This window comes from Exiguobacterium sp. s140 (assembly GCF_018617035.1).
GTDB lineage: Bacteria > Bacillota > Bacilli > Exiguobacteriales > Exiguobacteriaceae > Exiguobacterium > Exiguobacterium profundum.
In genome coordinates this window covers 897281-920598 of record NZ_JACSJK010000001.1, presented here as the reverse complement: position 1 = coordinate 920598, position 23318 = coordinate 897281, and the positions used below count along the sequence as shown (strand labels likewise).

The 23318-nt window shown below is 47.2% G+C and carries 27 protein-coding genes and 1 pseudogene; 19 read left to right on the top strand and 9 right to left on the bottom strand.

All coding sequences use genetic code 11. From position 1 onward, the window contains the following. The first annotated feature begins 7 nt into the window (after positions 1 to 7). The 7 genes from KNO61_RS04770 to KNO61_RS04740 all read left to right on the top strand — a co-directional run bounded on the left by KNO61_RS04770 (position 8) and on the right by KNO61_RS04740 (position 7166). On the top strand, positions 8 to 1513 hold the full coding sequence (locus KNO61_RS04770) for an ABC transporter permease/substrate-binding protein (RefSeq protein WP_214688837.1): 1506 nt from the start codon (positions 8 to 10) through the stop codon (positions 1511 to 1513). Continuing rightward, positions 1510 to 2382: a diacylglycerol/lipid kinase family protein gene (locus tag KNO61_RS04765; protein WP_078146771.1), complete on the top strand. Its 873-nt coding sequence runs from the start codon at positions 1510 to 1512 to the stop codon at positions 2380 to 2382. The genes KNO61_RS04770 and KNO61_RS04765 overlap by 4 nt, the downstream gene beginning before the upstream one ends. A 121-nt stretch (positions 2383 to 2503) precedes the next feature. After that, on the top strand, positions 2504 to 3856 hold the full coding sequence (locus tag KNO61_RS04760) for a sodium-dependent transporter (RefSeq protein ID WP_078146772.1): 1353 nt from the start codon (positions 2504 to 2506) through the stop codon (positions 3854 to 3856). Positions 3857 to 4054: 198 nt separating this feature from the next. Continuing rightward, positions 4055 to 4777, top strand: a complete 723-nt coding sequence (locus tag KNO61_RS04755; RefSeq protein WP_078146773.1) for a 5-bromo-4-chloroindolyl phosphate hydrolysis family protein — start codon at positions 4055 to 4057, stop codon at positions 4775 to 4777. Further along, the gene (locus KNO61_RS04750) at positions 4761 to 5990 is read left to right on the top strand and encodes a toxic anion resistance protein (RefSeq protein WP_078146774.1); all 1230 of its coding nucleotides are present in this window, start codon (positions 4761 to 4763) and stop codon (positions 5988 to 5990) included. The genes KNO61_RS04755 and KNO61_RS04750 overlap by 17 nt, the downstream gene beginning before the upstream one ends. A gap of 50 nt (positions 5991 to 6040) precedes the next feature. Next, complete coding sequence (locus KNO61_RS04745; RefSeq protein ID WP_078146775.1) at positions 6041 to 6616, top strand: deoxycytidylate deaminase; 576 nt, start codon at positions 6041 to 6043, stop codon at positions 6614 to 6616. Positions 6617 to 6815: 199 nt separating this feature from the next. Further along, complete coding sequence (locus KNO61_RS04740; protein WP_078146776.1) at positions 6816 to 7166, top strand: hypothetical protein; 351 nt, start codon at positions 6816 to 6818, stop codon at positions 7164 to 7166. A gap of 151 nt (positions 7167 to 7317) precedes the next feature. Here KNO61_RS04740 and hisJ read toward each other — a convergent pair whose 3' ends face one another. Beyond that, positions 7318 to 8136: a histidinol-phosphatase HisJ gene (gene hisJ / locus KNO61_RS04735; protein WP_078146777.1), complete on the bottom strand. Its 819-nt coding sequence runs from the start codon at positions 8134 to 8136 to the stop codon at positions 7318 to 7320. 110 nt (positions 8137 to 8246) lie between these two features. Between hisJ and KNO61_RS04730 the strand changes: the two genes are divergently transcribed. From KNO61_RS04730 to hisIE, 9 genes and pseudogenes are all read left to right on the top strand, one after another. Beyond that, complete coding sequence (locus tag KNO61_RS04730) at positions 8247 to 9170, top strand: ATP phosphoribosyltransferase regulatory subunit (RefSeq protein WP_078146778.1); 924 nt, start codon at positions 8247 to 8249, stop codon at positions 9168 to 9170. Continuing rightward, positions 9167 to 9775 (top strand): ATP phosphoribosyltransferase, encoded by a 609-nt coding sequence (gene hisG, locus KNO61_RS04725; RefSeq protein WP_078146779.1) that lies wholly within the window; start codon positions 9167 to 9169, stop codon positions 9773 to 9775. The genes KNO61_RS04730 and hisG overlap by 4 nt, the downstream gene beginning before the upstream one ends. After that, positions 9772 to 10989, top strand: coding sequence for a histidinol dehydrogenase (gene hisD / locus KNO61_RS04720; RefSeq protein ID WP_078146780.1), 1218 nt, complete (start codon positions 9772 to 9774; stop codon positions 10987 to 10989). The genes hisG and hisD overlap by 4 nt, the downstream gene beginning before the upstream one ends. Next, entirely contained in the window at positions 10986 to 12002 is a 1017-nt protein-coding gene (locus KNO61_RS04715; protein WP_214684418.1) for a pyridoxal phosphate-dependent aminotransferase, read from the top strand. Before hisD ends, KNO61_RS04715 begins: the two co-directional genes overlap by 4 nt. Then, entirely contained in the window at positions 11989 to 12576 is a 588-nt protein-coding gene (hisB, locus tag KNO61_RS04710; RefSeq protein ID WP_031423922.1) for an imidazoleglycerol-phosphate dehydratase HisB, read from the top strand. The genes KNO61_RS04715 and hisB overlap by 14 nt, the downstream gene beginning before the upstream one ends. Further along, positions 12573 to 13160, top strand: a complete 588-nt coding sequence (gene hisH / locus KNO61_RS04705) for an imidazole glycerol phosphate synthase subunit HisH (RefSeq protein WP_078146782.1) — start codon at positions 12573 to 12575, stop codon at positions 13158 to 13160. Before hisB ends, hisH begins: the two co-directional genes overlap by 4 nt. After that, on the top strand, positions 13138 to 13851 hold the full coding sequence (gene hisA / locus KNO61_RS04700; protein WP_078146783.1) for a 1-(5-phosphoribosyl)-5-[(5-phosphoribosylamino)methylideneamino]imidazole-4-carboxamide isomerase: 714 nt from the start codon (positions 13138 to 13140) through the stop codon (positions 13849 to 13851). Before hisH ends, hisA begins: the two co-directional genes overlap by 23 nt. Beyond that, positions 13844 to 14611 (top strand): imidazole glycerol phosphate synthase subunit HisF, encoded by a 768-nt coding sequence (gene hisF / locus KNO61_RS04695; protein ID WP_078146784.1) that lies wholly within the window; start codon positions 13844 to 13846, stop codon positions 14609 to 14611. Before hisA ends, hisF begins: the two co-directional genes overlap by 8 nt. Next, positions 14560 to 15197, top strand: a pseudogene (hisIE, locus tag KNO61_RS17215) (bifunctional phosphoribosyl-AMP cyclohydrolase/phosphoribosyl-ATP diphosphatase HisIE). The gene hisF and the pseudogene hisIE overlap by 52 nt, the downstream one beginning before the upstream one ends. Positions 15198 to 15235: 38 nt before the next feature. Here hisIE and KNO61_RS04680 read toward each other — a convergent pair. Beyond that, complete coding sequence (locus tag KNO61_RS04680) at positions 15236 to 16159, bottom strand: DUF7916 family protein (protein WP_078146787.1); 924 nt, start codon at positions 16157 to 16159, stop codon at positions 15236 to 15238. Between the two features lie 85 nt (positions 16160 to 16244). Here KNO61_RS04680 and KNO61_RS04675 point away from each other — a divergent pair, with 85 nt between their 5' ends. Next, on the top strand, positions 16245 to 16799 hold the full coding sequence (locus tag KNO61_RS04675) for a maltose acetyltransferase domain-containing protein (RefSeq protein ID WP_305825938.1): 555 nt from the start codon (positions 16245 to 16247) through the stop codon (positions 16797 to 16799). 22 nt (positions 16800 to 16821) lie between these two features. Here KNO61_RS04675 and KNO61_RS04670 read toward each other — a convergent pair whose 3' ends face one another. From KNO61_RS04670 to KNO61_RS04640, 7 genes are all read right to left on the bottom strand, one after another. Continuing rightward, positions 16822 to 17835: a pyridoxal phosphate-dependent aminotransferase gene (locus tag KNO61_RS04670; protein ID WP_214872694.1), complete on the bottom strand. Its 1014-nt coding sequence runs from the start codon at positions 17833 to 17835 to the stop codon at positions 16822 to 16824. Next, positions 17832 to 18599 carry a transporter substrate-binding domain-containing protein gene (locus KNO61_RS04665; protein WP_214872693.1) on the bottom strand — a complete coding sequence of 256 codons (768 nt, stop codon included), beginning with the start codon at positions 18597 to 18599 and terminating at the stop codon, positions 17832 to 17834. The genes KNO61_RS04670 and KNO61_RS04665 overlap by 4 nt, the downstream gene beginning before the upstream one ends. Positions 18600 to 18875: 276 nt before the next feature. After that, on the bottom strand, positions 18876 to 19082 hold the full coding sequence (locus KNO61_RS04660) for a P-loop nucleotide/nucleoside kinase family protein (protein ID WP_214872692.1): 207 nt from the start codon (positions 19080 to 19082) through the stop codon (positions 18876 to 18878). A gap of 310 nt (positions 19083 to 19392) precedes the next feature. After that, positions 19393 to 19743 carry a VOC family protein gene (locus KNO61_RS04655; RefSeq protein WP_214812440.1) on the bottom strand — a complete coding sequence of 117 codons (351 nt, stop codon included), beginning with the start codon at positions 19741 to 19743 and terminating at the stop codon, positions 19393 to 19395. After that, positions 19740 to 20261 (bottom strand): DNA topology modulation protein, encoded by a 522-nt coding sequence (locus KNO61_RS04650; protein WP_214812442.1) that lies wholly within the window; start codon positions 20259 to 20261, stop codon positions 19740 to 19742. The genes KNO61_RS04655 and KNO61_RS04650 overlap by 4 nt, the downstream gene beginning before the upstream one ends. Continuing rightward, complete coding sequence (locus KNO61_RS04645; RefSeq protein WP_214731096.1) at positions 20258 to 20728, bottom strand: NUDIX hydrolase; 471 nt, start codon at positions 20726 to 20728, stop codon at positions 20258 to 20260. The genes KNO61_RS04650 and KNO61_RS04645 overlap by 4 nt, the downstream gene beginning before the upstream one ends. Continuing rightward, entirely contained in the window at positions 20721 to 21221 is a 501-nt protein-coding gene (locus KNO61_RS04640) for a hypothetical protein (protein ID WP_214731098.1), read from the bottom strand. The genes KNO61_RS04645 and KNO61_RS04640 overlap by 8 nt, the downstream gene beginning before the upstream one ends. A 137-nt stretch (positions 21222 to 21358) precedes the next feature. Between KNO61_RS04640 and KNO61_RS04635 the strand changes: the two genes are divergently transcribed. Next, positions 21359 to 22825 (top strand): phytoene desaturase family protein, encoded by a 1467-nt coding sequence (locus KNO61_RS04635; RefSeq protein ID WP_214731100.1) that lies wholly within the window; start codon positions 21359 to 21361, stop codon positions 22823 to 22825. A gap of 10 nt (positions 22826 to 22835) precedes the next feature. After that, entirely contained in the window at positions 22836 to 23294 is a 459-nt protein-coding gene (locus KNO61_RS04630; protein WP_214872690.1) for a GNAT family N-acetyltransferase, read from the top strand. The last annotated feature ends 24 nt before the right edge of the window (positions 23295 to 23318 follow it).

Below are 23318 nucleotides of genomic sequence, written 5' to 3'. Positions count from 1 at the left end.
GAGCTAGATGCTTGAGACGTTCCAAAATAGACAAGGACAGCTTGTCGAGGCACTGATTGAGCACTTACAGCTCTCTGTCGTATCGCTTTTGATTGCCGTATTGATTGCCGTACCATTGGGAATCTGGCTGACGCGCCGTAAGAAAATCGCCGAAACCGCCATTGGTGTCACTGCGATTATTCAAACGATTCCGTCGCTTGCCCTACTCGGATTAATGATTCCGCTCGTTGGAATCGGGGCATTACCTGCCATTATTGCGCTTGTCTTATATGCGCTCCTACCTATTTTACGAAACACGTTCACCGGTTTAAACGAAGTGGATAAATCGTTGCTTGAAGCCGCTCGAGCTTGTGGGATGAAGCCGAATCAAAGTTTGATGAAAGTTGAACTCCCGCTTGCTTTACCGGTCATCATGGCTGGTATACGGACCGCGATGGTTCTGATTGTCGGTACGGCGACGCTCGCTGCTTTAGTCGGAGCAGGTGGACTCGGTACGCTGATTTTGCTCGGGATTAATCGGAATGACAATTACTTAATTTTACTCGGGGCCATCCCGGCCGCGATTTTGGCACTCTTATTTGACTTCTTGTTGCGTCAGATGGAAGGTGCGACGGCGACTCGAAACAAGGCGAAATTGATTGCTGTTTCTACTGTCCTCGCCTTGGTCATCGTCACACCGCTCGCGTTCGGTCGTTCGCAAGAAACAGACTTAGTCGTTGCCGGAAAACTTGGTCCTGAGCCAGAGATTTTAATGAATATGTATAAATTATTGATTGAAGAAGAAACGGATTTGACCGTATCGGTGAAACCGAACTTTGGGGAAACAACATTCGTATGGGGGGCCCTCCAATCAGGGGATGTCGATATTTACCCTGAATTCACTGGGACCGCACTCGCGAGTCTCGTCAAAGAAACGCCTGAGTCAAACGATGCCGGTGAAGTGTACGAGCAAGCAAGAGAAGCGCTTGCTGAAGATGGATATGTGATGCTCGAACCGATGAAATTTAACAATACGTATGCACTCGCGATTCCACGTGATTATGCAGAGGCGGAAGGCATTACGGCCATTTCTGATTTACGGAATGTCGAGTCGGACATCAAGGCCGGTTTCACGCTTGAATTCACGGACCGTGAAGACGGATACCCAGGACTTCAAAACGAGTATGGGCTTGATTTCCCATCTGTCGTCTCGATGGAGCAAAAACTGCGTTATCGTGCCATCTCACGAGGAGATGTCAATTTAGTAGACGCCTATGCGACGGACCCTGATATTGCCGAGAACGACCTGGTCGTCTTAGAAGACGATCGTCAATTCTTCCCACCATACCAGGGAGCGCCACTCATGAAGGAAGAGACACTTGAAGAGTATCCAGAAATCGAGGATGCGCTCAATCAGCTCGCAGGTAAAATCACAGACGAACAAATGTCTGAATTGAATCGACGGGTCGCGTACGGAAATGAACGCGCGTACGATGTAGCGAAAGACTTCTTAGAACAGGAAGGATTACTATGAGAGCTTTGATTATTTCGAATCCGAAGTCCGGTACGAGCGAGACGATGCTCGGCGAAGTCATCGGAACGATTGAATCGCTCTATGAAGAAATCATCATCAAAAAGACACAGGAAATCGGGGACGCGCTCCGATTAGCCGAAACAAGTGAATCGTTCGACCATCTGATTGTCATTGGCGGGGACGGTACGCTAAACGAAGTAGTGAATGGGTTAATGACCTTACAGCGCGAGGAACGGCCGACAGTCGGCATCATTCCAGCAGGAACATGTAATGACTTCGCACGAGCGCTTGAACTGCCAATTCAACCGACACAGGCTGCTCAAATCATTCGTTCCTCTCACGAACAATATGTCGATGTCATTCAAGTCGATGAGATGTATGCGCTCAATTTCGTAGGCGTCGGTTTGATCGCGGATACATCTCGTCAAATCGATCCGGATGAAAAAGGATCATTAGGCTCAATCGGATATTTTTTAGCGACCATCCGTCAGTTCCGTGAAGCGGACCCATTCAACATCACGCTTCGGCGGGGCAGTGAAGTAATATATGACGGTGACGTTAGTTTTCTCTATGTTGGGAACGGGAGTTATCTCGGTACGGTCCCGACCAAACTTGAGACACAATCGTTTTCCGACGGGCTGTTAGAAGTGGTACACAGCTCGGCAATCGGATTTCCGATGATTCGTCAATTGTTAGCCCAGCAACTCGGTCTTGATCAAAAATCGGCGGAGTGGAATCACTTTCAGGCTTCACATGTTGAAGTCGAGTTAAACGAACCTCAAATCATTGATATCGATGGTGAACATTTCGAAACCGATCACTTGACGATACGGATTCGAGAGCGAGCCCTCACGTTTTTAACGCCATAAAGCATCAACAGAGAAAAGTATTCAGACTTTTCTCTGTTTTTTGTTGTCCTCATCTTGGAACCGTGTTAGTATTTCACTATTATTATGAAAATGAAATGAAAAAGAGGAAGTAGGGGTAAACATGGCGCAAAATTCATTCGCCTCAAAAATTGGATTCATACTAGCTGCCGCAGGGTCAGCAATCGGTTTAGGTGCAATCTGGAAGTTTCCATATGTCACCGGAACGAGCGGGGGCGGTGCCTTTTTACTCATGTTTTTGGCGTTCACACTATTACTTGGTCTGCCATTATTGATTGGAGAATTCATTGTCGGACGTTCGACTCAAAAGACTGCGCTTCTTGCTTTCAAACAGTTAGGGCATGGCCGTTGGACCATTATCGGCTACTTAGGTGTCTTTGCTTGTTTCTTGTTACTTTCCTTCTATAGTGTTATTGGGGGATGGGTCCTCATCTATATTGGACTCGGTTTAAGTGGGACGCTCAGTGGACGTTCGGCTGACGAATTTGGTGAGGTGTTCGGGAACGTCGTATCGACACCTGAAATTGCCGTACTCGGACAATTCTTGTTCCTCTTAATCACACTCTTAATTGTCTTACGTGGCGTTGAAGCAGGGATTGAACGAATGAGTAAAATTTTGATGCCACTCTTGTTCATCAGTTTCTTAGTTCTCGTGGTCCGCTCGTTGACGCTTGACGGAGCGATGGAAGGCGTTCGTTTCTTCTTACAGCCTGACTTTTCTGCATTGACTGGCGAATCGGTATTGTTTGCCCTCGGACAGGCGTTCTTCTCCTTATCGTTAGGGGTGGCAGCGATGCTGACATATGCGTCTTATATAAAGACGAAAGGAACATTGAACCGGTCGGCTAACATGATTGTCTTGTTGAACATTGCGGTTTCACTTTTAGCAGGTCTAGCCATCTTCCCGGCAGTCTTTGCATCAGGTCTTGATCCGGCTGAAGGTCCGGCGTTACTCTTTGTTGTTTTACCGGCAGTCTTCAATCAAGTACCGCTCGGTGGATTCTTCATGGTCTTGTTCTTCCTATTGTTCGCTTTTGCATCGATTACATCATCGATTGCCATGTTAGAAGTCGTCGTCGCAGGTGTGACCGATCGTCTAAATGAAAAGAAATCGTCATGGACGAAAAAGAAAGTGACGGTGACAGCCGCTCTTCTCGTCTTCATCGTGGGAGTACCATCCGCGCTGTCATTCGGACTCTTGAGTGATGTACAGATTTGGAACGGTCGGACGTTCTTCGATACGATGGACTATCTCGTCAGCTATATTTTAATGCCGACGGGTGCACTCTTGACTTCCATCTTTGTCGGTTACATCGTTGACCAACGTGTCCTAAAGGATGAAATCGAAACATCCAAACCTGGTGTGAAGCTTTACCCAATCTGGCATGCGCTCATTCGCTATGTCATTCCTGTAACTGTCGCGATCGTCATGGTATCTACATGGATCACCACATAACAAACGAACCGTAGGCTCTATGAGTCTACGGTTTTTTTCGTCTCGCAACGGGAAAGTAGTCGATATAGGTAGTTGATTCTACACCTGTGGACGGAGGTATCGACGAATTTTATTATGCTAAAATGATAGAGATGACGAAACTTTTGTTGAGTGGTTTCGTAATGTACAATAGAAGTAACATGAGATGAGGTGAAAAGAATGAAAACATGGATGAAATGGGCCCTGACAGGGGCAGTCATATACTTTGCCATTAACGTATTCGATTTCTCCTGGTTATTCATTATTGTAGGGGCGCTCGTCTTGAATGAAGTGTGGTCGACGAACAAGCGCAAACAGCGTCAACGAACACCGACAACGGTGGCAAAACGTGCCAAGAAGAAACTGTTACTCGATGAGGAAGAATCGTTTTCTGGATCGAGGATTTTAAAACCGATCGAAGAGCCGATGCCTACGCGACAGTTCGAGGCGACAGACGATTTAGAGCTTCAATTTTTGCAACGGACGATTGAGCAAGGATATGAGAAGTTACAACAAATCGACCGTGTTCTTCCAGATATTAAGGATGTAGAGGTGAGGCGTGAAATGAAGGCCGTCTCGAAAGAAGCGCACGAATTGTTCGAAGAATTATTCGAAAATCCACAAGACGCAAAGCATGTTCGAGACCTGTTCACATTCTATTTAGATTCCCTCGTCTCGGTCGTCTTGAAATTTAAAGAGCTTGAAGGAAAACGGGTCGTCATTCAAGAAGAGACTCGGGAACAATTAATCACAAATATGCGACTAATTGTCGATAAATTTAAAGAACAACGCGGACGTCTCCTTGAAGATGACGCCGTAGACTTTGAACGTGAACTGATCATGATGGAGCGCGTCTTGTCTGATCAGCCGGAAGGGAGAAAGAAACATGACTTCATCGAATGAAACGAACTGGCAGTCATGGCCGGAAGAAGAACTGACTTCTGATACGAAAACAAAAACGGAGACGGAGGGGTTCAGTGACCCATCTGTCGAATGGTCATCCGTTACACAGTCACATGAAGTGCCAGCCATTCAAGCGAAACCAGACGTGCCTCAAGAGCATCGCGAGCGCATCACACGATTGGCTGAATCCATTGATATTAAAAAGACAGACTCTGTTATGTTGTTCGGGTCGAATGTTCAGCGCGAACTTTCCCAATTCTCTGATCAAATTTTGACGGAAGTGCGGATGAAAGATGGCGGCGATGCCGGGAAACTGTTGTCTGACTTGATGCAAAACGTCCGTAAGATGGACCCAGATATGCTTCAACCGGAAAAAAAGAGTTTCATGGATAACATTCCGCTCATCGGTCGTGCGAAGAAGAAGGCTGAAAACTATAAGCTTCAGTTCGAAAAAATGAATGTCTATTTGGAAGAGGTCATCCATAACCTCGATCGTGCGAAGTTTGGTCTCATGAAAGACATCACGATGCTCGATCAAATGTATGATAAGAACAAGCGATATTTCGAAGAGTTGAACGTCTATATCGCCGCGGGTGAGACAAAACTTGACCATGTACGGGAACACGAGATTGCCCCGTTACGTCAAGAAGTAGAAATTTCTAAAGATCAATCGAAGCTTCAACAATTGAACGATATGATTCAATTAGCGGACCGTTTTGAGAAAAAGTTGCACGACTTAAAATTGAGTCGTACCATCAGCCTTCAAATGGCACCTCAAATTCGGGTCATTCAGCAGAATAACCAAATCCTCGCTGAAAAGATCGAGTCAGCGGTCGTCAACACGATTCCGCTTTGGAAAAACCAAGTCGTTCTTGCACTCAGCTTGACGCGCCAGAAAACGGCACTTCGTATGCAGCAGGACGTGACGAAGACGACAAATCAACTGCTTGAGCAGAACTCGAAGATGCTCAAAGATTCATCGATTGAAATTGCTCAAGAGAATGAAAAAGGGATTGTCTCTGTTGAATCACTGAAAGTCGCTCACGAGAACTTACTTTCTACGTTGGATGAAACATTACGCATCCAGCAAGAAGGGAAGCAAAAACGTCGTGACGCCGAGCGCGAACTTGACCGCATGGAGCACGAATTGAAGGAGAAGGTCATCGAAATCGCTTCGAAAAATAAAGAACTACCAAAGGACACTGGATACTAAGGGGGAAGTCTGAGCAATCAGACTTTCCTTTTCGACGAGGAGGGACTGGAGTGGAGAAGCAACGATTGTGGGATGAGACGTGGTTATTATTCGCTGATATGATGGCCGAGCGGCACTCGAAGTGTGCATCGAAGAGTGTGGCCTGTGTCATTGTAAAAGACGAAAAACCGATTTCAATTGGTCTCAATGGTACACCATCTGGTCATACGAACTGTAATGAAATCTATATCAAGCAAGAAGATGGGTTCTATAAGCATGCCGACTATGTTGCATCGACGGATCTCGATATGATCAACGAACCGGCACGACTCATCCGAGATGGCGTGACATATATCAAGTGTACAGACCCATATGATCACCATCACTGGTCGAAACAACATGAAATCCATGCGGAAATCAATGCGATTGGAAAACTCGCTGCCGATTCAACGAATGCATTTGGTGCGACAGCGTATGTCACGCATTCACCATGTCATGCCTGTTCACTCGCCTTAATTGCGGCACGTGTCGCGCGAGTCGTATATGCCGTCGGTTATGAGCATGGGGATGGGTTAGAATTGATGCGTGAAAGCGGAATTGAAGTGTTACATATGCCACTTGAAAAAATGTACAAAAATACATTGTAAACGTTTTCATTAGATGATATATTATTAATGTACTGCCAATGGTGTTTTACTCTTCCATTATTCGTCCCTCCTCGGAGGGGCTTTTTTTTTGTTCAAAATGAGGTGAGACAAACTTTACACATAATGTTCAATATTTCACAATCTACACTTTAAAATCTCTTATATAATAAAAGTAGATTCAAGAGAGGGGAATTTACACATGGAAAAACTCGTTCGCTTTACAGATGGTGCATATGAAGTAGAGGCGTTGATCACACTCGAAGAAGTGTGGGAAGATAAATTTGCGATTGGCATGCACAAGGAGCTTGCCGTCAAATCATTAACCATTAACGGAAATGAAGTATCAGAGATTAAACATGTTCGTGCACTCCTTCGATACTATCCGACGCTTGGTGTATCAGGAATCTTGTTGGCATTAGATAAGGCGGCTGCTGAGATTGTCGCATTGTCGAAAGATCAAGATCCAGCGCTCCAATACGTTGAACTCGTGGCCATTCAAATGGACGAGGAAGCGACAAACGACTTGAAAACATTATATGCGGCAATGTGACCTCAATTGGGTGAACCATTTCACCCAATTTTTTATTGCATCTTTTATTCCTTATGGTATGATGTTTACAGATGAAGAAATGGAACGCCATATCGTTGTCAACCATAAGCATGGGGATCTAGATAGCTAGATCGCTGTCAAAAAGCCACGTTCATAGGAACGTGGCTTTTTTTTGTTCAATGAAGTCGAATCCAGCCGCCACATCTTGAGCGAGGTGCGCATCCGAACCCATCGTGAACGGGATGTGCAGGTCGTTCGCGGATTTTGCAAGTCCGGCGACGTAAGGTACCCCACAATCCGGTTTTCGGAGTCCGGCCGTGTTGAAGTCAAGTCCGAATCCCCGGTCGGCAATCATCTGTAACAGACGTATTTCTTCCTCTTTTACTTTTGAGCGGTCCCATTCATAGTTTCTTTGATACTTTATCGGGAGATCGAGATGTCCGATACGAGCGACACGGATGTCTTCCCACGAAAATGAGAGACCCTGTTCAATCGACTCATAATAAGCTCTCAAGACGCTCTCGAATGAGCCAAACGCTTTGATGAGTTCATCAAACGTCTCGGCAGAATAATCAATCGGCATATAGGCGCCATCTCTATATAGGAAATGTTGCGATAAAATGACTTCATCAATCAATGGTGCGAAAGGCTTGAGTAAGGCAATGGTCTCTTTCTCTAAATGAGGCAATAAGTCGACTTCTAATCCAACTTTAATGTCGATAACCGCTTGATACTGCTGTTTCATCTGATGCAACGTATCGAGGTATTCTGGAAGTAGATCAATCGACATCGCCGAGTCTTGATTCGGGACCGGGTCGGTGAACGATAGGGGGAAAGGCGCATGTTCTGTGAACGTCATCGTTTGCAAGCCTTTTTCGATTCCGACTTGAATATAGTGTTCAATCGGGTCATTTGTACCGTGTGGACAAAAAGGGGTATGCACATGGCCATCGTGGGTAAAGTTAAACATCGATTACACGTCCTTTTCAGTTCATTTGGTTGACAGGTGTTTATCTGTTTGATAAATTTAACACAATACTTTAGTTTGGTAAAGTGATAACAAGATAAAGGGTGGTTATGATGATTTGGTCAAATTCAAAAGGTTCGATTCCAGAAGGCTGGTATGAACTTCAATCAGGAGATGTCATCCGTCCAAAACGATGGATGTTGTCATTTTTAGAGAAGGCAGAGTCGAGCGGCTACGCAGTCATCGATCCACCGCTTCTCGAATACTATTCACATTATCAAAATTTAGCGCTCTTTGACGAGTCAGCCTATTATCGATTGTTCGGGAACGACGGGGAACTTCTCGTCATGCGCCCTGACTATACACTACAAATCGCAAGAAAGTTAGCAGACGGTCATGAACCGATGCGTGTCGCTTACGCTGGTGCCGTCTATCGTCGGACGGTCAAACATTCCGGGCAACCCCATGAACGGCAACAGCTTGGACTCGAATGGGTCGATGGCGAAGAGAAGGACAGTCATCTAATTGAGTCCTTTCTCGATATGACGGAAGGGGTCCTGCCTACCGAACGTTTGACCATCAAAATTGGGTCAGCAGCCGTCATCTCGCTCATCGCGAAAGAGACAGGGATTCAGGAACGAACATTCCGAAAAATCTTAGCACTTCGAAACTTAGAATCATTACGTGAATTAGCAGAGACGTATCGCTATCCGTTGATTGCGAAGCTGCCCTTTTTAATCGGGAATTCTGCACTCGAAGAATTACGGGCTGAGGCACCGGAATCTTTAAAGGAAGCCATCGATGAAGTCGACGAGGCAGTAAAACACTTGCGTACCATCGGTTTAGAGGTGTCTTACGATTTCGGTCAAACGGGAGACTTTGATTACTACTCAGGATTGACCGTGACGGGAAGTGTGGAAGGCAAGCGTGTCCTTTCAGGAGGACGATATGATTCACTCTATGGACATTTTGGACACTCGAGACGAGCGTTCGGAATGTCGCTCGATTTAGAACAGTTAGATGAGGTGATTAAATGAAAGTAGCGGTCGCGAAAGGTCGGATTGAAAAAGCAGCCCGTCAATTTTTTGTCGAACGTGACTTACCCGTATGGCCAGAGAAGCGGGGACGTGAGTTGACGGTACAAGCAGGAAATCATGAATTCATTTTCGTCAAAGGGGACGACGTCTATAAATATGTGATGCATGGAGCGGCAGATGTTGGCATAGTCGGCGGTGATATTTTACGAGAAAAAACGCCAGGCGTACTCGAAGTCGTCGATTTACCGTTCGGTCGCTGTCGAATGGCCGTGTGTGGTCCAAAAGTTCGACGCAACGGCACAAAGAAATTGAAAGTGGCGAGTAAATATCCGAATATCGCCATATCACACTTTGCATCGAAGCGACAAAACGTAGAAGTCATTGCATTGAACGGGTCAGTCGAACTGGCTCCGTTAACGGGACTCGCTGATTGCATCGTCGACATCGTCGAGACAGGCGCGACGTTGGCTGCAAACGACTTGGAAGAATACGAGGCGATTTTTTCAATCAATGCAAAATTCATCACGAGTGAGACAGCTTTAGCGGAACAGCCTGACGAATTGAAGGCCTGGATTCGAAAGATGAGTCAGGAGGAGAACGCATGAGTACAGAAACGAATCGCTCAAGGCGCGAAGCTTGGGCCGAAGCCGTGAAACCGATCGTGGAATCGATCGAGGCCCGCGGAGACGAAGCGCTGCTTGAGTGGACGAAACAATTCGACGGGGTCGACCGAATTGAATCGGTCGATTTGGCCAGCTTTAATCCGCCAGTCGCATATGCTGAATTGACAGAGGCGCTGTCGTTAGCAGCAGAACGGATTCGTGCATTTCACGCGCGCCAAGTCCGACAAGACGATGTGTTCGAAGATACGATGTTCCGACTTGGGAGACGCTATATGCCGCTGGATTCGGTAGGGGTTTATGTACCAGGTGGGACAGCCGTCTATCCGTCGAGCGTCCTGATGAATATCATTCCGGCGAAAGTGGCCGGTGTCAAACGAGTCGTCATGGTCACCCCACCAAAAGCAGATGGGATTGACATTTCCCTTTTGATTGCAGCAAAAATCGCAGGTGCCGATGAATGTTTTCTAATCGGAGGTGCCCAAGCCGTTGCCGCACTCGCATATGGGACAGAAACGATTCGTCCGGTCGATAAGATTGTCGGACCCGGAAATGCTTATGTTGCGACGGCGAAGGCGCTCGTCTCACACATCGTCGGGATCGACTCCGTCGCCGGACCGTCTGAAGTGTTGATCATTGCCGATGAAACGGCGAACCCGAAGTGGGTTGCCGCCGACCTGCTCGCACAAGCGGAACATGACGTCGAGGCGACGGCGATCGCGCTCGTCACGTCAGAAACCCTTCGCAATCAAATCGAGCAGGAGCTTGAGCGACAATTAGCGCAATTACCACGCCAGGACATTGCGAGAGAATCATTGAAACGTGGCGGAGTCTTATATCGGACAATCGAGGATGCAATCGAATACGCGAACACGATGGCAGCGGAGCATGTCCAGTTGGCCGTAAAAGATCCTGAGGTGTTGATGCGTGCGATTCGTCACGGTGGTTCGTTCTTTCTCGGACATGAGGCGGCCGAAGCATTTGGAGACTATATCGCTGGACCGAACCACGTCTTGCCTACGAGCGGGACAGCCCGCTTCTCTAGTGGACTATCGGTCGATGACTTTTATCGCCGTCAGACATTCCTTGAGATGACAGAACTGGATGAGACGATTACAAAGGCCGCGATTCGAATCGCCAAACAAGAACAATTAGAAGGACACGCCCGTGCGATGGCTGTTCGGATGGAGGACGTATGAGACGAAATTATCAGAACATCCCACGCTATGTACCTCATGCCGCTTCGGGATATGCGCTCAATCAAAATGAAAGTCAATATCCGTTACCAGAACGTCTCGAACGAGCTATTCGAGACGTATCACTCGAGGCACTCAGCCGTTACCCAGTCGAAGAATTGCTCGCTTTAAAAGCAAGCTATGCTGACTATGCGGGAGTCGAGCCGACGCAACTGATGGTCGGGAGCGGGAGCGATGAGCTATTGGCCATCTTGAGTCAGGCGATTTTGGATACGGAAGACCGTGTGGTCGCACCGGCCCCAGACTTTTCGATGTATGGCATCTATACACAAATTGCCAGAGGGCATTTCACACAACCGGACGAACAGGGTTTGCGTTACGAGACGTTGACTGAGGTCATTCGAACAACCGACCCTAAACTCGTCTTGATCTCGAATCCGAATAACCCGACCGGAAAGATGTGGACACTAGACGAATTGTCTGACATTGCGACACGTGTACCGTATCTGGTCGTGGATGAAGCCTATATTGATTTCACAATGAAAGATTCATTTGTGTCTCGATTGAGCGAATATTCGAACGTCATCATCTTACGGACGTTATCGAAAGCGTTCGGTCTAGCAAACCTCCGGATTGGTTTCATGATTGCATCTGAAGAAATCATCGAACAGATTGACCGCTTCCGTTCGCCATTCAATGTCAGTGGTCTCAGTGCCGCTGTCGCCAACGTCGTCTTACGAGATGAAACGTATATTCAAGAGTCGATTCAGTTCCATACGGCGCAACGTGAGAAGTTAACGGAGTTGTTACGACCAGTCGGTGAGATTTTACCGAGCCGTGCCAACTTCATTTATGTCAAAACGGATGATAGTGAAGGATGGGCATCCCGCTTCCTTGATAAAGGAGTCCATGTACGTGCTTTTCCCGATGGACTACGTGTCAGTGCAGGGACAGACGAGGCGTATGCCTTAATCCGACAAACGATTGAAGAGGTGAATTCTGTTGAGAACAGCTGAACTAAAGCGTGAAACGAAAGAGACAAAAATTGATATTCAATTAAATCTAGACGGAACAGGTGAAAGTTCTATCCAAACAGGGGTCGGCTTCTTCGATCACATGTTGACGTTACTTGCTTTTCACAGTCAGATGGACTTGCATGTGAAAGTTGAAGGTGATACGTGGGTCGATGCCCACCATACGGTCGAGGATGTCGGGATCGCACTCGGTCAGCTTATCGCCAAGTCACTCGGGGATAAAGTCGGAATTCGCCGCTACGGGTCGAGTTACATGCCGATGGATGAGACGCTAGCACGAGCGGTCATTGATGTGTCTGGGCGTCCCTTCCTCGTCTATCAAGCGGATATTCGCAATCCGAAGCTTGGTGATTTTGATACCGAGCTCGCTGAGGAATTCTTCCGGGCCGTTGCCATGAATGGTCGACTTACACTGCACTTAGCTGTCCTGTACGGGTCGAACTCACATCACATGATTGAAGGGTTGTTCAAAGCGTTCGGACGAGCGCTTGCCGAAGCGGTCTCGAGCGATGGGACGAATCGTCTCCCTTCTACGAAAGGATGGATCGAAGGATGAAAGTAGCAGTCATCGATTATGGTATGGGAAACGTATTTAACGTCGAACGTGCGTTACAGGCCATCGGTTGCTACGTCGTGATCACGAACGATGCAAATCAAATTGAAGAGGCGGATGCCGTTTTACTTCCTGGGGTCGGTGCCTTCCCGCAAGCGATGCAATCGCTCGAACAGACGGGTCTTATCCCACTCTTGCAACAGATGGCGACGGAAAAGCCATTTTTAGGGATCTGTCTTGGGATGCAGCTCTTGTTTGATTCGAGCACGGAAGGTATGCCGACAAAAGGTCTCGGGTTGATTCCGGGAACGGTCGAACGGATGCGAGCGAAGCGTCTCCCACACGTCGGATGGAACTCGATCCTTCGCGATGAGGATGTCTATTTTGTCCACTCTTACCATGCCGTGACGGCGGACGACTACATTGTGGCGGCAGCTGATTATATGGGTGAGAAAGTTCCGGCAATCGTTCAAAAAGGGCTCGTGACGGGCATGCAGTTCCACCCGGAAAAGAGCGGGACGTTCGGTCTCAGCTTACTTCAAGAATGGAAGGAGGCGGTCGAGCGTGAGATTACTACCCGCCATTGATTTGATTGGAGGCAAGATCGTCCGTTTGACGGAAGGTGATTTTTCTACGGAAGAACAATACGGAGATCCGTATGAATTATTAAAAGCGTGGCAAGGGAAGGTCCCGATGATTCACTTGATTGATTTAGAAGGGGCCAAGGCAGGTGAGCCGCGTCATTTAGACGTTGTCCGTTATGCGAAGTCTCTAGGGTTCCTTGTCCAGACAGGAGGAGGAATTCGTTCAGAAGCCGCACTTGATGCGGTCATGGAAACCGGTGCGGATCGCGTCCTTTTAGGGACGAAGGCGTTTACGGATCCTGACTTTCTAGACATGGCGATTGAAAAGTATGGCAAGCGAATCGCTGTGGCACTCGATGCCTATGACGGGAAGGTCGCCATTAACGGATGGCAGGAAGCGACAAAACTCGATGACATCTCGGTCGCTCAAGACCTTGTCAAACGGGGGATCGAAACGATTCTATATACCGATATCGGATCCGATGGGAAACTGAATGGACCGAATTTTTCTCGCATGAAAGCGTTACGTCAAATCGTCAACGTCACATTGATTGCCTCAGGCGGTGTGACGACTGAAGAGGACGTGAAGGAACTGAAGATGGCAAAAATTGATGAGGCTGTCGTCGGGAAAGCACTTCTGTCCGGTAAGGTGAGCATCGAAGAACTGATTGAATGGGAGGCGCGTTATGCTTAAACGCAGAATTATTCCATGTCTTGACGTGAAAGAAGGTCGTGTCGTCAAAGGGATTGAGTTCGTACAATTACGAGACATCGGTGATCCGGTCGAAATCGCGAAATATTACGATGAGTCCGGAGCCGATGAACTTGTCTTTCTCGATATCGCGGCAAGTACGGAGCGTCGCCAGACGATGCTCGATGTCGTCAGTGCGGTAGCGCGGAAAGTATTCATCCCGCTGACGGTCGGAGGTGGGATTCGTTCACTCGAGGATATCTCGTCACTATTAAAAGCAGGGGCGGACAAAGTATCGTTGAACACGCTCGCTGTAGAATCCCCAAGTCTCATTCGTGAAGCGGCCGATCGTTTCGGTTCACAATGTATCGTCGTCGCAATCGACGTAAAGTTTGAAGATGGCGAATATTATGTGTACACATATGGTGGAAAACAGAAGACGGACCTGTTGGCGGTCGAATGGGCGAAACAAGTGGCCGCGCTCGGTGCGGGTGAACTTCTTGTCACGTCCATGAATCAAGATGGAAAGCAGAGCGGTTATGACCTTGCGATTTTAGAACAACTTCGTGAAGTCGTCGACATTCCGATTATCGCATCCGGTGGGGCAGGCAATGCCGAGCACGTAGTCGAAGCGCTTGAGAAAGTCGATGCCGCATTACTTGCATCCATCTTACATGACCGAAAAACGACAGTAGAAGAGGTGAAGCACGTATGCACGAGTCACAACTTGCCGATGCGGTTCGTTTCGACGAAAATGGACTGATTCCCGCCATCATCGTCTCAGACGACGACGGGGCGGTCCTCATGCTCGGATATATGAATGATGAGGCAATCCGACAGACGCTTCGTGAACGGGTCGTCACGTTCTGGTCTCGTTCAAAAGGTCGGCTTTGGATGAAAGGGGAGACGAGCGGAAATACACTGGACGTCGTCAGCATCCACGTCGACTGTGACCAGGATGCGCTTCTCGTTCGTGTTCATGCGAACGGTCCGACGTGTCATACCGGTAATCGAAGCTGTTTCTTTACGGAGGTGAACGTATGATTCATGAATTGGAACAATTGATTCAATTTAGAAAAAATGAACCGAAAGAAGGTTCGTATACGACTTATTTATTGGAACAAGGCGTTGAAAAAATCGCGAAAAAGTTCGGGGAAGAAGCGTTTGAGGTCGTCATTGCTGCTATGACGGATGAAGACTTGGTTGAAGAGTCAGCCGACCTTCTGTATCACTTACTCGTCTTGTTAGCAGCCAAAGGTGTGCGCTTAGAGGATGTGGAAGCGTTACTCGCCAAGCGTCACGGTACTACCACACCGGCGAAACCACGTCGCGACGTCACGGAATGGTAAATAAAAGAGGAAGGAGACGCGCTCCTTCCTCTTTTGTATTACCGATTGACCGAGGCGGCCATGCGAATGTATGTATGACGTCGCCCGCGAATGGCAATGGAAAGTGCCTGAATGTTCTCTGGGACGGCAATCCCCGACAGTCCGGCGTCACCGATGTGCACGATGTCTGCTCCGCCTCGTTTTGAAGAGAGCGCAATCTCCCGAACGGTCGCAACATCTGCACCTTCTTGTGACGTTCCAATCGCCGCTAACGTGAGAGCACCGAGCGATTGCAACTCCTGAACGAGTTCGTAGAACGATTCTTCACGGACACCAGGTACGGTGCCTGGAGCTGGTAGTAGGATAATGTCTGCGCCGGCTTCGACGAAGCGGATATACGCGTCGCGGTCCAATACATTGCCGGCACCAGCCTGATGCATTTTCCCGGCAATGATGACCCCTGCGAATTCACGACGCGCTTGGATGATCGCTTGTTCGATGGCTTCATTCGTAACTCCGGTATTCGGATTGCCTGTCAAACAGACGAAGTCAATCCCGAGCTCAGATGCTTTTTGGAACGCTTCGATTGAAGCGAGCCTGCCTCGTTTCACTTCATTCATCTCGGACGACTTCTCTGAAAAATCGACAGGTTCCAAGTTGACTCCAATTGGCAATCCGATCAGACGTTTTAGTTCTAGAATCGGATGGTCGCTCATCTCATCACCTGGCATGTCGCCGAACAGCGCGTGACTTTCGAGTCCTTTGATGTACGGGTGAAACACATCCAACATATTCAATAAAATCAAATCGGCACCGAACGCTCGCGCGAGTTCTGCGTTTGTCACTTCTGGATAGAGTGGCTGCACCGTTGGGATGACCTCGGCCATGACCGTTCGACCTTCTGCTTTTCGAATCGAATCGACTAAATCTTGACGATTAAACGTGATAAAATCACTTGCCCGACATTCCAGTATTCGTTTCATATGATCTGCCTCCTTCTGCTCATCCTTATCTCTATTCCCTATACCGTTCAAAAATCCTCTATACTACAAGTGAGGAGGGATGAACATGACAGAAAAAGAGAAGATGATTCGTGGTGAACTGTATTTAGCTGGTGATGAAACGCTCGTTACAGACCGTAAGCGTGCCCGGAGATTGACTGAACGATTCAATCGTTTAGGGATCGATGAGTTGGAAGAACGAAATGAGATTCTTAGTGAGTTACTCGGTTCAACGAAAGGGTCGTATTATATCGAACCGAATTTCAAATGTGATTATGGGTATAACATCCACGTAGGAGATCGATTCTATGCGAATTTTGATTGTATCTTTCTAGACATCTGTCCCATCACGTTTGGGGATGACTGCATGCTTGCGCCGGCGGTACATATTTACACGGCAACACACCCGATCGACCCGATTGAGCGCATCTCTGGATATGAGTTCGGGAAACCCGTGACCATCGGGGACCGAGTATGGATTGGTGGTGGGGCCATCATCAATCCGGGGGTGACGATTGGGGATGAGGCAGTCATCGCATCCGGTTCCGTCGTCACAAAAGATGTACCACCTCGAACAGTCGTCGGAGGAAATCCGGCACGTGTGATCAAGACGATCGACTGACAAAAACTCCTGAACACGAGGTTCAGGAGTTTTTTACATGACTTGTTTTCTTGTATTTCTGAATAGCTGTATGTACAAGATGAAGCGCCGACTCGTCTCCGATCGTCACCCGAATCCCCGTAGGTTGTTTCGACGTGTGTACGTTCAAGTCAGTAAAATGGGCCCACACTACTTCAGGTTGCTCGAGCTCGACATACAAAAAGTTCGTCGTGGCAGGGATGACATGACCGATGGTTTCGAAGGCTTGCGCCCACTTTTGCCGCATCTCGTCATGCCATTCGATTGTTTCTTGAAGATAACTCGCATCTTTTAAGAAGATATTGCAGATTTTAGCACTCACTCCGCTGATATTAAATGGCGGGATGAATTGACGGAAATAGTGTGCGAGTTCGCAGTTTGTCACCATGAATCCGATTCGTACATTTGCCAATCCGAATGCTTTTGACATCGTGCGAAGGACGATGAGATTCGGAAGGGTGGCAATGAACGGGATCATGCTCGCATCTGGTGTGAAGTCCATGTACGCCTCATCCACCACGATATATGGCACGATTGAGGCGAGATGCGTCAACTCTTCTACGGTCCAAAGCTTCCCGGTTGGATTGTTCGGATTCGAAAGGAGAAGAAGCTTTGGATGATGCGTCTCAATCGCCTTTACCATTCCTTCATACGATAAATCAACGGCTTGAACATGATGACCGTGTGCGATAGTCGTGAAGATTGGGTACATCGAAAAGTCAGGTGCCGGAGACAAGACGACGTCATGTGGTGCGAGCAATGCTTGCGTCACGACATGAATCATCTCATCACTCCCACAACCGACTAGTAATTGCTGAGGTGTGACGCCAACGTACGCAGCGTATTGTTCGAACAATTCATTGATCGGTTCGACCGGATATTCGTGTAAGTCATCATACGTCAACGAATCAAGCTGATTCTTGATGCGGTCAGGTAACGGGAATTGACTTTCATTTTGGTTTAACCGATGTCCCGTCGGATATACGACGGGATAGATCGGTAGCTCGACTTGTCTCATTCAGTCGGCTCCATCGAGAACCATTTTTTCACCAATTCATCGATTTCGCCAGACTCCATCATCTTGTTCAATTCTTCGTTGAACTGGTCGCGTAACTCATCATCTAATTTGAAGGCAGCAGCTGATCCTTTTTCGCCATCCTCTTTCAAAGCGAATGTATAGAAGCTGTCATCTTGGTCTAAATACTTTTGTGCGACCGTGTCTTCGATGACCATTGCATCGATTCGACCTGTGTTCAACTCTTGAACGATTTCAGGGATCTTGTTCAACGATACGAGTTCAGCGTCAGGTGCTTGTTCTTTAGCGATATTTTCTTGAATCGAAGCTGTTTGGACACCGATTTTCTTACCAGACAAATCTTCGATTGCCTGAAGGGACTCGTCTTTAGTCATGATCAAGTTTGTCGCGGATAGATAGATGTCTGAGAAATTGGCATTCTCTTTACGCTCTTCTGTTGGCGTCATCCCGGCCATGACGAAGTCGACACGCCCGCTATTGAGGGCTCCGAGTAAGCTACCGAAGTCCATATCTTCAATCTTCAATTCGTAACCGAGGCGTTCTGTGATTGTCTCCGCGATTTCAATATCAAATCCGACAATCGCATCTCCGTTTGCCGTATCGACAAATTCATATGGGAAGTAATCGGCGCTCGTCCCCATGACGAGCGTTTTTAGTTCTGTCGCTTCACCTTCTGTCTCTTGACTACATGCACCGAGTAATACTGCGCTCATCATAAGTGTACCTGCTAATAACCATTTTTTCATATGTGTATAATGCCTCCCTGTTGTAGATGAGACTAAGTGTATATGTATGATTATTAATTGTAAAGCATAAATATACAAAATTATTAAAAAGAGAAGCACTTTCTATCTGAAAGCGTTCTCTTCTTAGTTTTTCAACAGATACGACATAATTCGCTCAATCGGAATTTCTCGATTGTCCATCGTATAGGTTTGTAAGTAAGAATGGTTAGTAGGCCGTTTGCAGTGTTCATTCATCTTAGACCAATTCTCATACGAAACTTGATCAATTTGACTCGGTCATCTGACACGGTTTCGAAGTCGTGTGTTAATTTCTTCGTAATTTTCATGACGACACTCGATATAACGGTAAGTCGCTCCGTACTTGGTGGAAATCGCTATCCCTTTATCGAGCATTTCATCATAGAGACATGGACTGTCGAGAATGACGTTTTGTCCAAGTGATAGGTGATACTCGACGAGCGACCAATCGACATCATAAGCCATCTTCCCGATTTCTCAATCCGAGAAGTTGCCAATATGAAGCGTATGGAGTAGGGCGGTCTTTGAAACATCATGATCGATGATGACTGCGGGTACGTGTTGGATGATACGCTTAGCCAGTGTGGATTTTCCTGATTCAGGTGTTCCAGACATTTGAAGAAAAAACAGATGATCACCTCACATCTAAGTAGGAGCAAATCTTATTACTCATACAACTTGATTTATTTGTTAAAAAGGCTCATTTCCTAAAGATAATCTTCGATACAATCGACCTGAATAACCTGATAAGGTTAGTTAAAGGTTTGATCCGATGTTAGCATTTGCATACCATGATGACGTTCCCGTCAAGATCTTTGAAATTGAACCAATGTTCATGCTCAATGGGTGTAATGACCTCAATATCGTGTTGAGCCATATAATAATAAGCTTGATGAATATCGTGTGTATTTAAGTGAAATAGTGGTGTCTGGATGATGTTATCTTTTGAGTAGATGTTACTATCTAAAACGAGGTTGGTACCCTCTAATGGAATGACATATAAATGGTCGAATAAGATTTCTCCTTTTGTTGAAAGATCGAATAAATCACAATACCAGTCACGCGCTTTTTGAATATCACTCACCGGAATAAAGATGGTGCCGATTTTGTGAAGGATAGGGTTCATAAAAATTCCTGCCTTTTTAATTGATGAATGAAGTTTGCAACATCTTTCCGAGATTTTAAGAAGATGATCTGTTTCTCGTGAGAATATTGTTTGATTCGTTTGACCATCTCCGGCTTTTGAACGTCAGGAAAATTCCAAACCCACTTGAGGAATGCGAAATCGAGTTTTTCCTCACAGGATGCGCCCATGTCCGGTCGCGTCGTACCACGATATCGGACGACTCGTTTAAGGACACGGTATATACAGACGATGCGGGGAAGATCGATTAAAATGACAGTGTCCGCTGCCTGCAGTCGTAAATCAAGCGTATTCCCGAAGTTTCCATCGATGATCCATTGATCTTTCTTCACAAGCTGTTGTTGGATGTCGATTCGTTCTTCACTTGGTGCCATCACCCATCCTGGTCTCCACATGAGGGCGTCTAAATGATAGACATCGAGATGTAATCGTTCACCGAGTTGACGGGCGAGTGTGGATTTCCCCGCACCACCAGAACCGATGATCATGATGCGTTTCATATAGTCACTTCTTTCATTGATGGACTCGATAAGATTAACTTTGCCCGTGCATCCATGTTTTCTGGTAGATTTTGTAGTGAAAAATATTTTAAATCTATTCCTTCATCATCGTTTAAACATAACGTGCCCGTCACTGTGTCAGTGATGAATAAATGGGTAACATTATGTACTTGATCGCCATTTGGATACTCAAAGAAAAAATCAGGTCCAGAGAAAACTGAGATTAAAGTTAATTGGTTGGAAGAGAGACCCGTTTCTTCATACAATTCTCTTTGTGCTGTTTGTTCAATTGTTTCTCCGGGTTCCATCGCCCCTCCAGGAAGTCCCCATTCCTTTGTATCTTTCCTTAGTTGAAATAAAAATTCTTGATTATCATTTTGTACAGCTACTGCAGCACCGACCATAATGAAAGGACGGTTACCGATGAGCTCTCTCATCGAATGTATATAATTTTTCAACTTATTCATCCTCCAATACAATCCATTTCTTCAATTGACCGTCCTCTTCGTAAATGACCCGCACATCCATCTGTCCGATGACGAGACGTTGTTCCGAACTGAACACGACGATCGGATAGTTCGTGGACACCGGCTTGTCTGTCTCAAAGATCGGGCTATGCGCCTGCATCGCGTAATAGCCGTCCGATCTCGTGTTGGCTGCGCCTGCATCAATCTGTGTCACATGGTCAAATCCTCTCAGTCTGAGCACATAACTATAAGACGTCCTCGCTCCTTGTTCGAGACGCCATTCTTCGATGATGGCTGATTTGTCGTCCATTGATCGTTCTTCTAGCACTTTCTGTGCCGTATACTCTTTTTCGTAAGGAATCATCTCCTGGATGCTGACGACGGTCATCGTCGCAAGCTTGAGCGATTCCTCGGAAGGTGGGGTAATCAGTATACCAATAAAGATGAGGATGGGAATTAATAAATAAACCATGACACGACTACGCATTTTCATCACCTTACCTTTTCAGACTGTAAACTATTTCTGCATAAGAGAATCAGTTCCCTTCAAAAGACTGCTGGAATCTCAAAACCGATTCATTACTTCAAGTTTTTGAATGAGCAGGTATGATATAAAGAGGAGGGATGTATATGAAAATCGGGGTCGTAGGTGGAGGCGTTGCGGGTTTGACTGCAGCTGCGCTCGTGCAGCAGAAAGGGCATGATGTGATTGTATTAGAAGCATCGCGTGAGTGGGGTGGGTGTGCCGGCAAGTTTCAACGGGGTGACTATTTGTTTCCTGCAGGGGCAACGCTCGGGATGGGGTTCGAACGAGGAGGGGTCCATCAGCGGGTTCTTCAGAAATTGGGCGAATCGGTCGAGGTGACGTTACTGGACGCGGTGATGGACATTCAACTGCCTGACGTCACCGTCACTTACTATCGCGACCGCAAGCGTCTGCTTGATGAGCTCAGTCGCGTATTCTCAGAGCATTATGAGTCCATCCATGCGTTTTACCGTGAAGTGTGGGGAGACTTTGAGAAGATTCGTCCGTTGTTTCAGCAGTTACCTGCACTTCCGCTACGCACGACATCAGACATGGTTTACGCGCTGAAAGGTTTTCGACCGAATCAAATCACAGCGCTCCTCAAACTCCAGCGACCACTCGGTGACACGTTAGCTCGCCATGGATTAAACGGTACGATGTTCGAGCGATTTATCGATGGCGTCCTGCTCGACAGTTTGCAGACCGGTGCGAAAGAAGCGAGTCATTTACTCGGTGCAGTGGCGCTGTCGGTCTATCATGAAGGAGCGTACTATGTTGAAGGTGGACTGTATCAATTGGCTCATGCGTTAGAGCGCGCTGTTCGCACGTTTGGTGGCGAGACGAAATTAGGGAGAGACGTCCAGTCCATCGAACGAGTGACGGATGGATGGCTCATCACCGATCGAAGAGGACGACTTGAACTGGTCGATGTCATTGTTTCCGCCATCCCGATTGAACGGACGAGCAAACTTCTGAGAGGACAGGAACAACGACGCTTCAAACGACAATACCGCAGACAATTGAAGCAGTCGCAATGGGGCACGTTCAGTCTCTATCTCGTCTTGCCTGAGAATGTGTGTCGACAGAAACCGCTGTTTCAACAAATCTATCACGAGCGATTACCGAGTGGGCATGCGTTCATTTCCATGTCCGCGCCGGATGACGTGTTGCGTACAGAAAAACCGGAACGGACCATCACGGTATCCACACATATCGATTTATCAGAATGGCAACATTGGAAAGACCGGGCGGCATATGAGAAACTAGAACAAGATTGGACCAATCGTCTCGTCGACGTCGTCGCGACTGCATTTCCCGATTGGGACCGTGAGTCGTCACTTCTCCTTCCTGGTGGACCAGGGGCATGGGTGAAGTATACGAAGCGTCCACATGGTGCAGTTGGGGGATATGCCCAGACACCAAGCCAGGCGTTGTTCCGTGCCGCAAGTTATCGCACTGACTTGCCGAACTTTTATGTATGCGGGGATACCGTATTTCCAGGGGCGGGGACGATTGGCGCAATGACGAGCGGGTTACATGTCGCCCGAGCACTCGGAGTGACGATTGATTAGGGGGATATTGATGAAGAAAAAAGCATTTGATGAACTGACAACATTGGAATTGTATCGCTTACTGGCGCTACGGACTGAGATTTTCGTCGTCGAACAGAACTGTCCGTACCAAGAGGTGGATGGAAAGGACGTAGCAGCCATTCATTATTGGATAGAAGAAGATGGAGAGATCGTCTCTGCCCTTCGCGTGCTGACGAAAGCATCTCCGGTCGCCATCGGACGTGTCGTCACGAAAGCGACGCATCGAGGGAAAGGGTATTCCCGCCTCTTGATGGATGCGGCAATCATGGACTTCGGTCATGAGACATTATATCTGCAAGCGCAGACGTATGTGGAATCTTTTTATGCATCGTTTGGCTTCAAACGGACGAGTGATGTGTATCAAGAAGACAGCATTCCGCACGTCGATATGTTACGTGAATCCACGAATCCCGCTAGTACCGTTTCCGAATCGTTCATGTTAGAATGAGAAAGAACATTCACGTGCCATTGA

Excerpts from the sequence above, each read along its gene's own strand:
- KNO61_RS04770 (WP_214688837.1), top strand. The coding sequence starts at position 8 with ATGCTTGAGACGTTCCAAAATAGACAAGGACAGCTTGTCGAGGCACTG.
- KNO61_RS04765 (WP_078146771.1), top strand. The coding sequence starts at position 1,510 with ATGAGAGCTTTGATTATTTCGAATCCGAAGTCCGGTACGAGCGAGACG.
- KNO61_RS04760 (WP_078146772.1), top strand. The coding sequence starts at position 2,504 with ATGGCGCAAAATTCATTCGCCTCAAAAATTGGATTCATACTAGCTGCC.
- KNO61_RS04755 (WP_078146773.1), top strand. The coding sequence starts at position 4,055 with ATGAAAACATGGATGAAATGGGCCCTGACAGGGGCAGTCATATACTTT.
- KNO61_RS04750 (WP_078146774.1), top strand. The coding sequence starts at position 4,761 with ATGACTTCATCGAATGAAACGAACTGGCAGTCATGGCCGGAAGAAGAA.
- KNO61_RS04740 (WP_078146776.1), top strand. The coding sequence starts at position 6,816 with ATGGAAAAACTCGTTCGCTTTACAGATGGTGCATATGAAGTAGAGGCG.
- hisJ (WP_078146777.1), bottom strand. The coding sequence starts at position 8,136 with ATGTTTAACTTTACCCACGATGGCCATGTGCATACCCCTTTTTGTCCA.
- KNO61_RS04730 (WP_078146778.1), top strand. The coding sequence starts at position 8,247 with ATGATTTGGTCAAATTCAAAAGGTTCGATTCCAGAAGGCTGGTATGAA.
- hisG (WP_078146779.1), top strand. The coding sequence starts at position 9,167 with ATGAAAGTAGCGGTCGCGAAAGGTCGGATTGAAAAAGCAGCCCGTCAA.
- hisD (WP_078146780.1), top strand. The coding sequence starts at position 9,772 with ATGAGTACAGAAACGAATCGCTCAAGGCGCGAAGCTTGGGCCGAAGCC.
- KNO61_RS04715 (WP_214684418.1), top strand. The coding sequence starts at position 10,986 with ATGAGACGAAATTATCAGAACATCCCACGCTATGTACCTCATGCCGCT.
- hisH (WP_078146782.1), top strand. The coding sequence starts at position 12,573 with ATGAAAGTAGCAGTCATCGATTATGGTATGGGAAACGTATTTAACGTC.
- hisF (WP_078146784.1), top strand. The coding sequence starts at position 13,844 with ATGCTTAAACGCAGAATTATTCCATGTCTTGACGTGAAAGAAGGTCGT.
- KNO61_RS04680 (WP_078146787.1), bottom strand. The coding sequence starts at position 16,159 with ATGAAACGAATACTGGAATGTCGGGCAAGTGATTTTATCACGTTTAAT.
- KNO61_RS04675 (WP_305825938.1), top strand. The coding sequence starts at position 16,245 with ATGACAGAAAAAGAGAAGATGATTCGTGGTGAACTGTATTTAGCTGGT.
- KNO61_RS04670 (WP_214872694.1), bottom strand. The coding sequence starts at position 17,835 with ATGAGACAAGTCGAGCTACCGATCTATCCCGTCGTATATCCGACGGGA.
- KNO61_RS04665 (WP_214872693.1), bottom strand. The coding sequence starts at position 18,599 with ATGAAAAAATGGTTATTAGCAGGTACACTTATGATGAGCGCAGTATTA.
- KNO61_RS04660 (WP_214872692.1), bottom strand. The coding sequence starts at position 19,082 with ATGGCTTATGATGTCGATTGGTCGCTCGTCGAGTATCACCTATCACTT.
- KNO61_RS04655 (WP_214812440.1), bottom strand. The coding sequence starts at position 19,743 with ATGAACCCTATCCTTCACAAAATCGGCACCATCTTTATTCCGGTGAGT.
- KNO61_RS04650 (WP_214812442.1), bottom strand. The coding sequence starts at position 20,261 with ATGAAACGCATCATGATCATCGGTTCTGGTGGTGCGGGGAAATCCACA.
- KNO61_RS04645 (WP_214731096.1), bottom strand. The coding sequence starts at position 20,728 with ATGAATAAGTTGAAAAATTATATACATTCGATGAGAGAGCTCATCGGT.
- KNO61_RS04640 (WP_214731098.1), bottom strand. The coding sequence starts at position 21,221 with ATGAAAATGCGTAGTCGTGTCATGGTTTATTTATTAATTCCCATCCTC.
- KNO61_RS04635 (WP_214731100.1), top strand. The coding sequence starts at position 21,359 with ATGAAAATCGGGGTCGTAGGTGGAGGCGTTGCGGGTTTGACTGCAGCT.
- KNO61_RS04630 (WP_214872690.1), top strand. The coding sequence starts at position 22,836 with ATGAAGAAAAAAGCATTTGATGAACTGACAACATTGGAATTGTATCGC.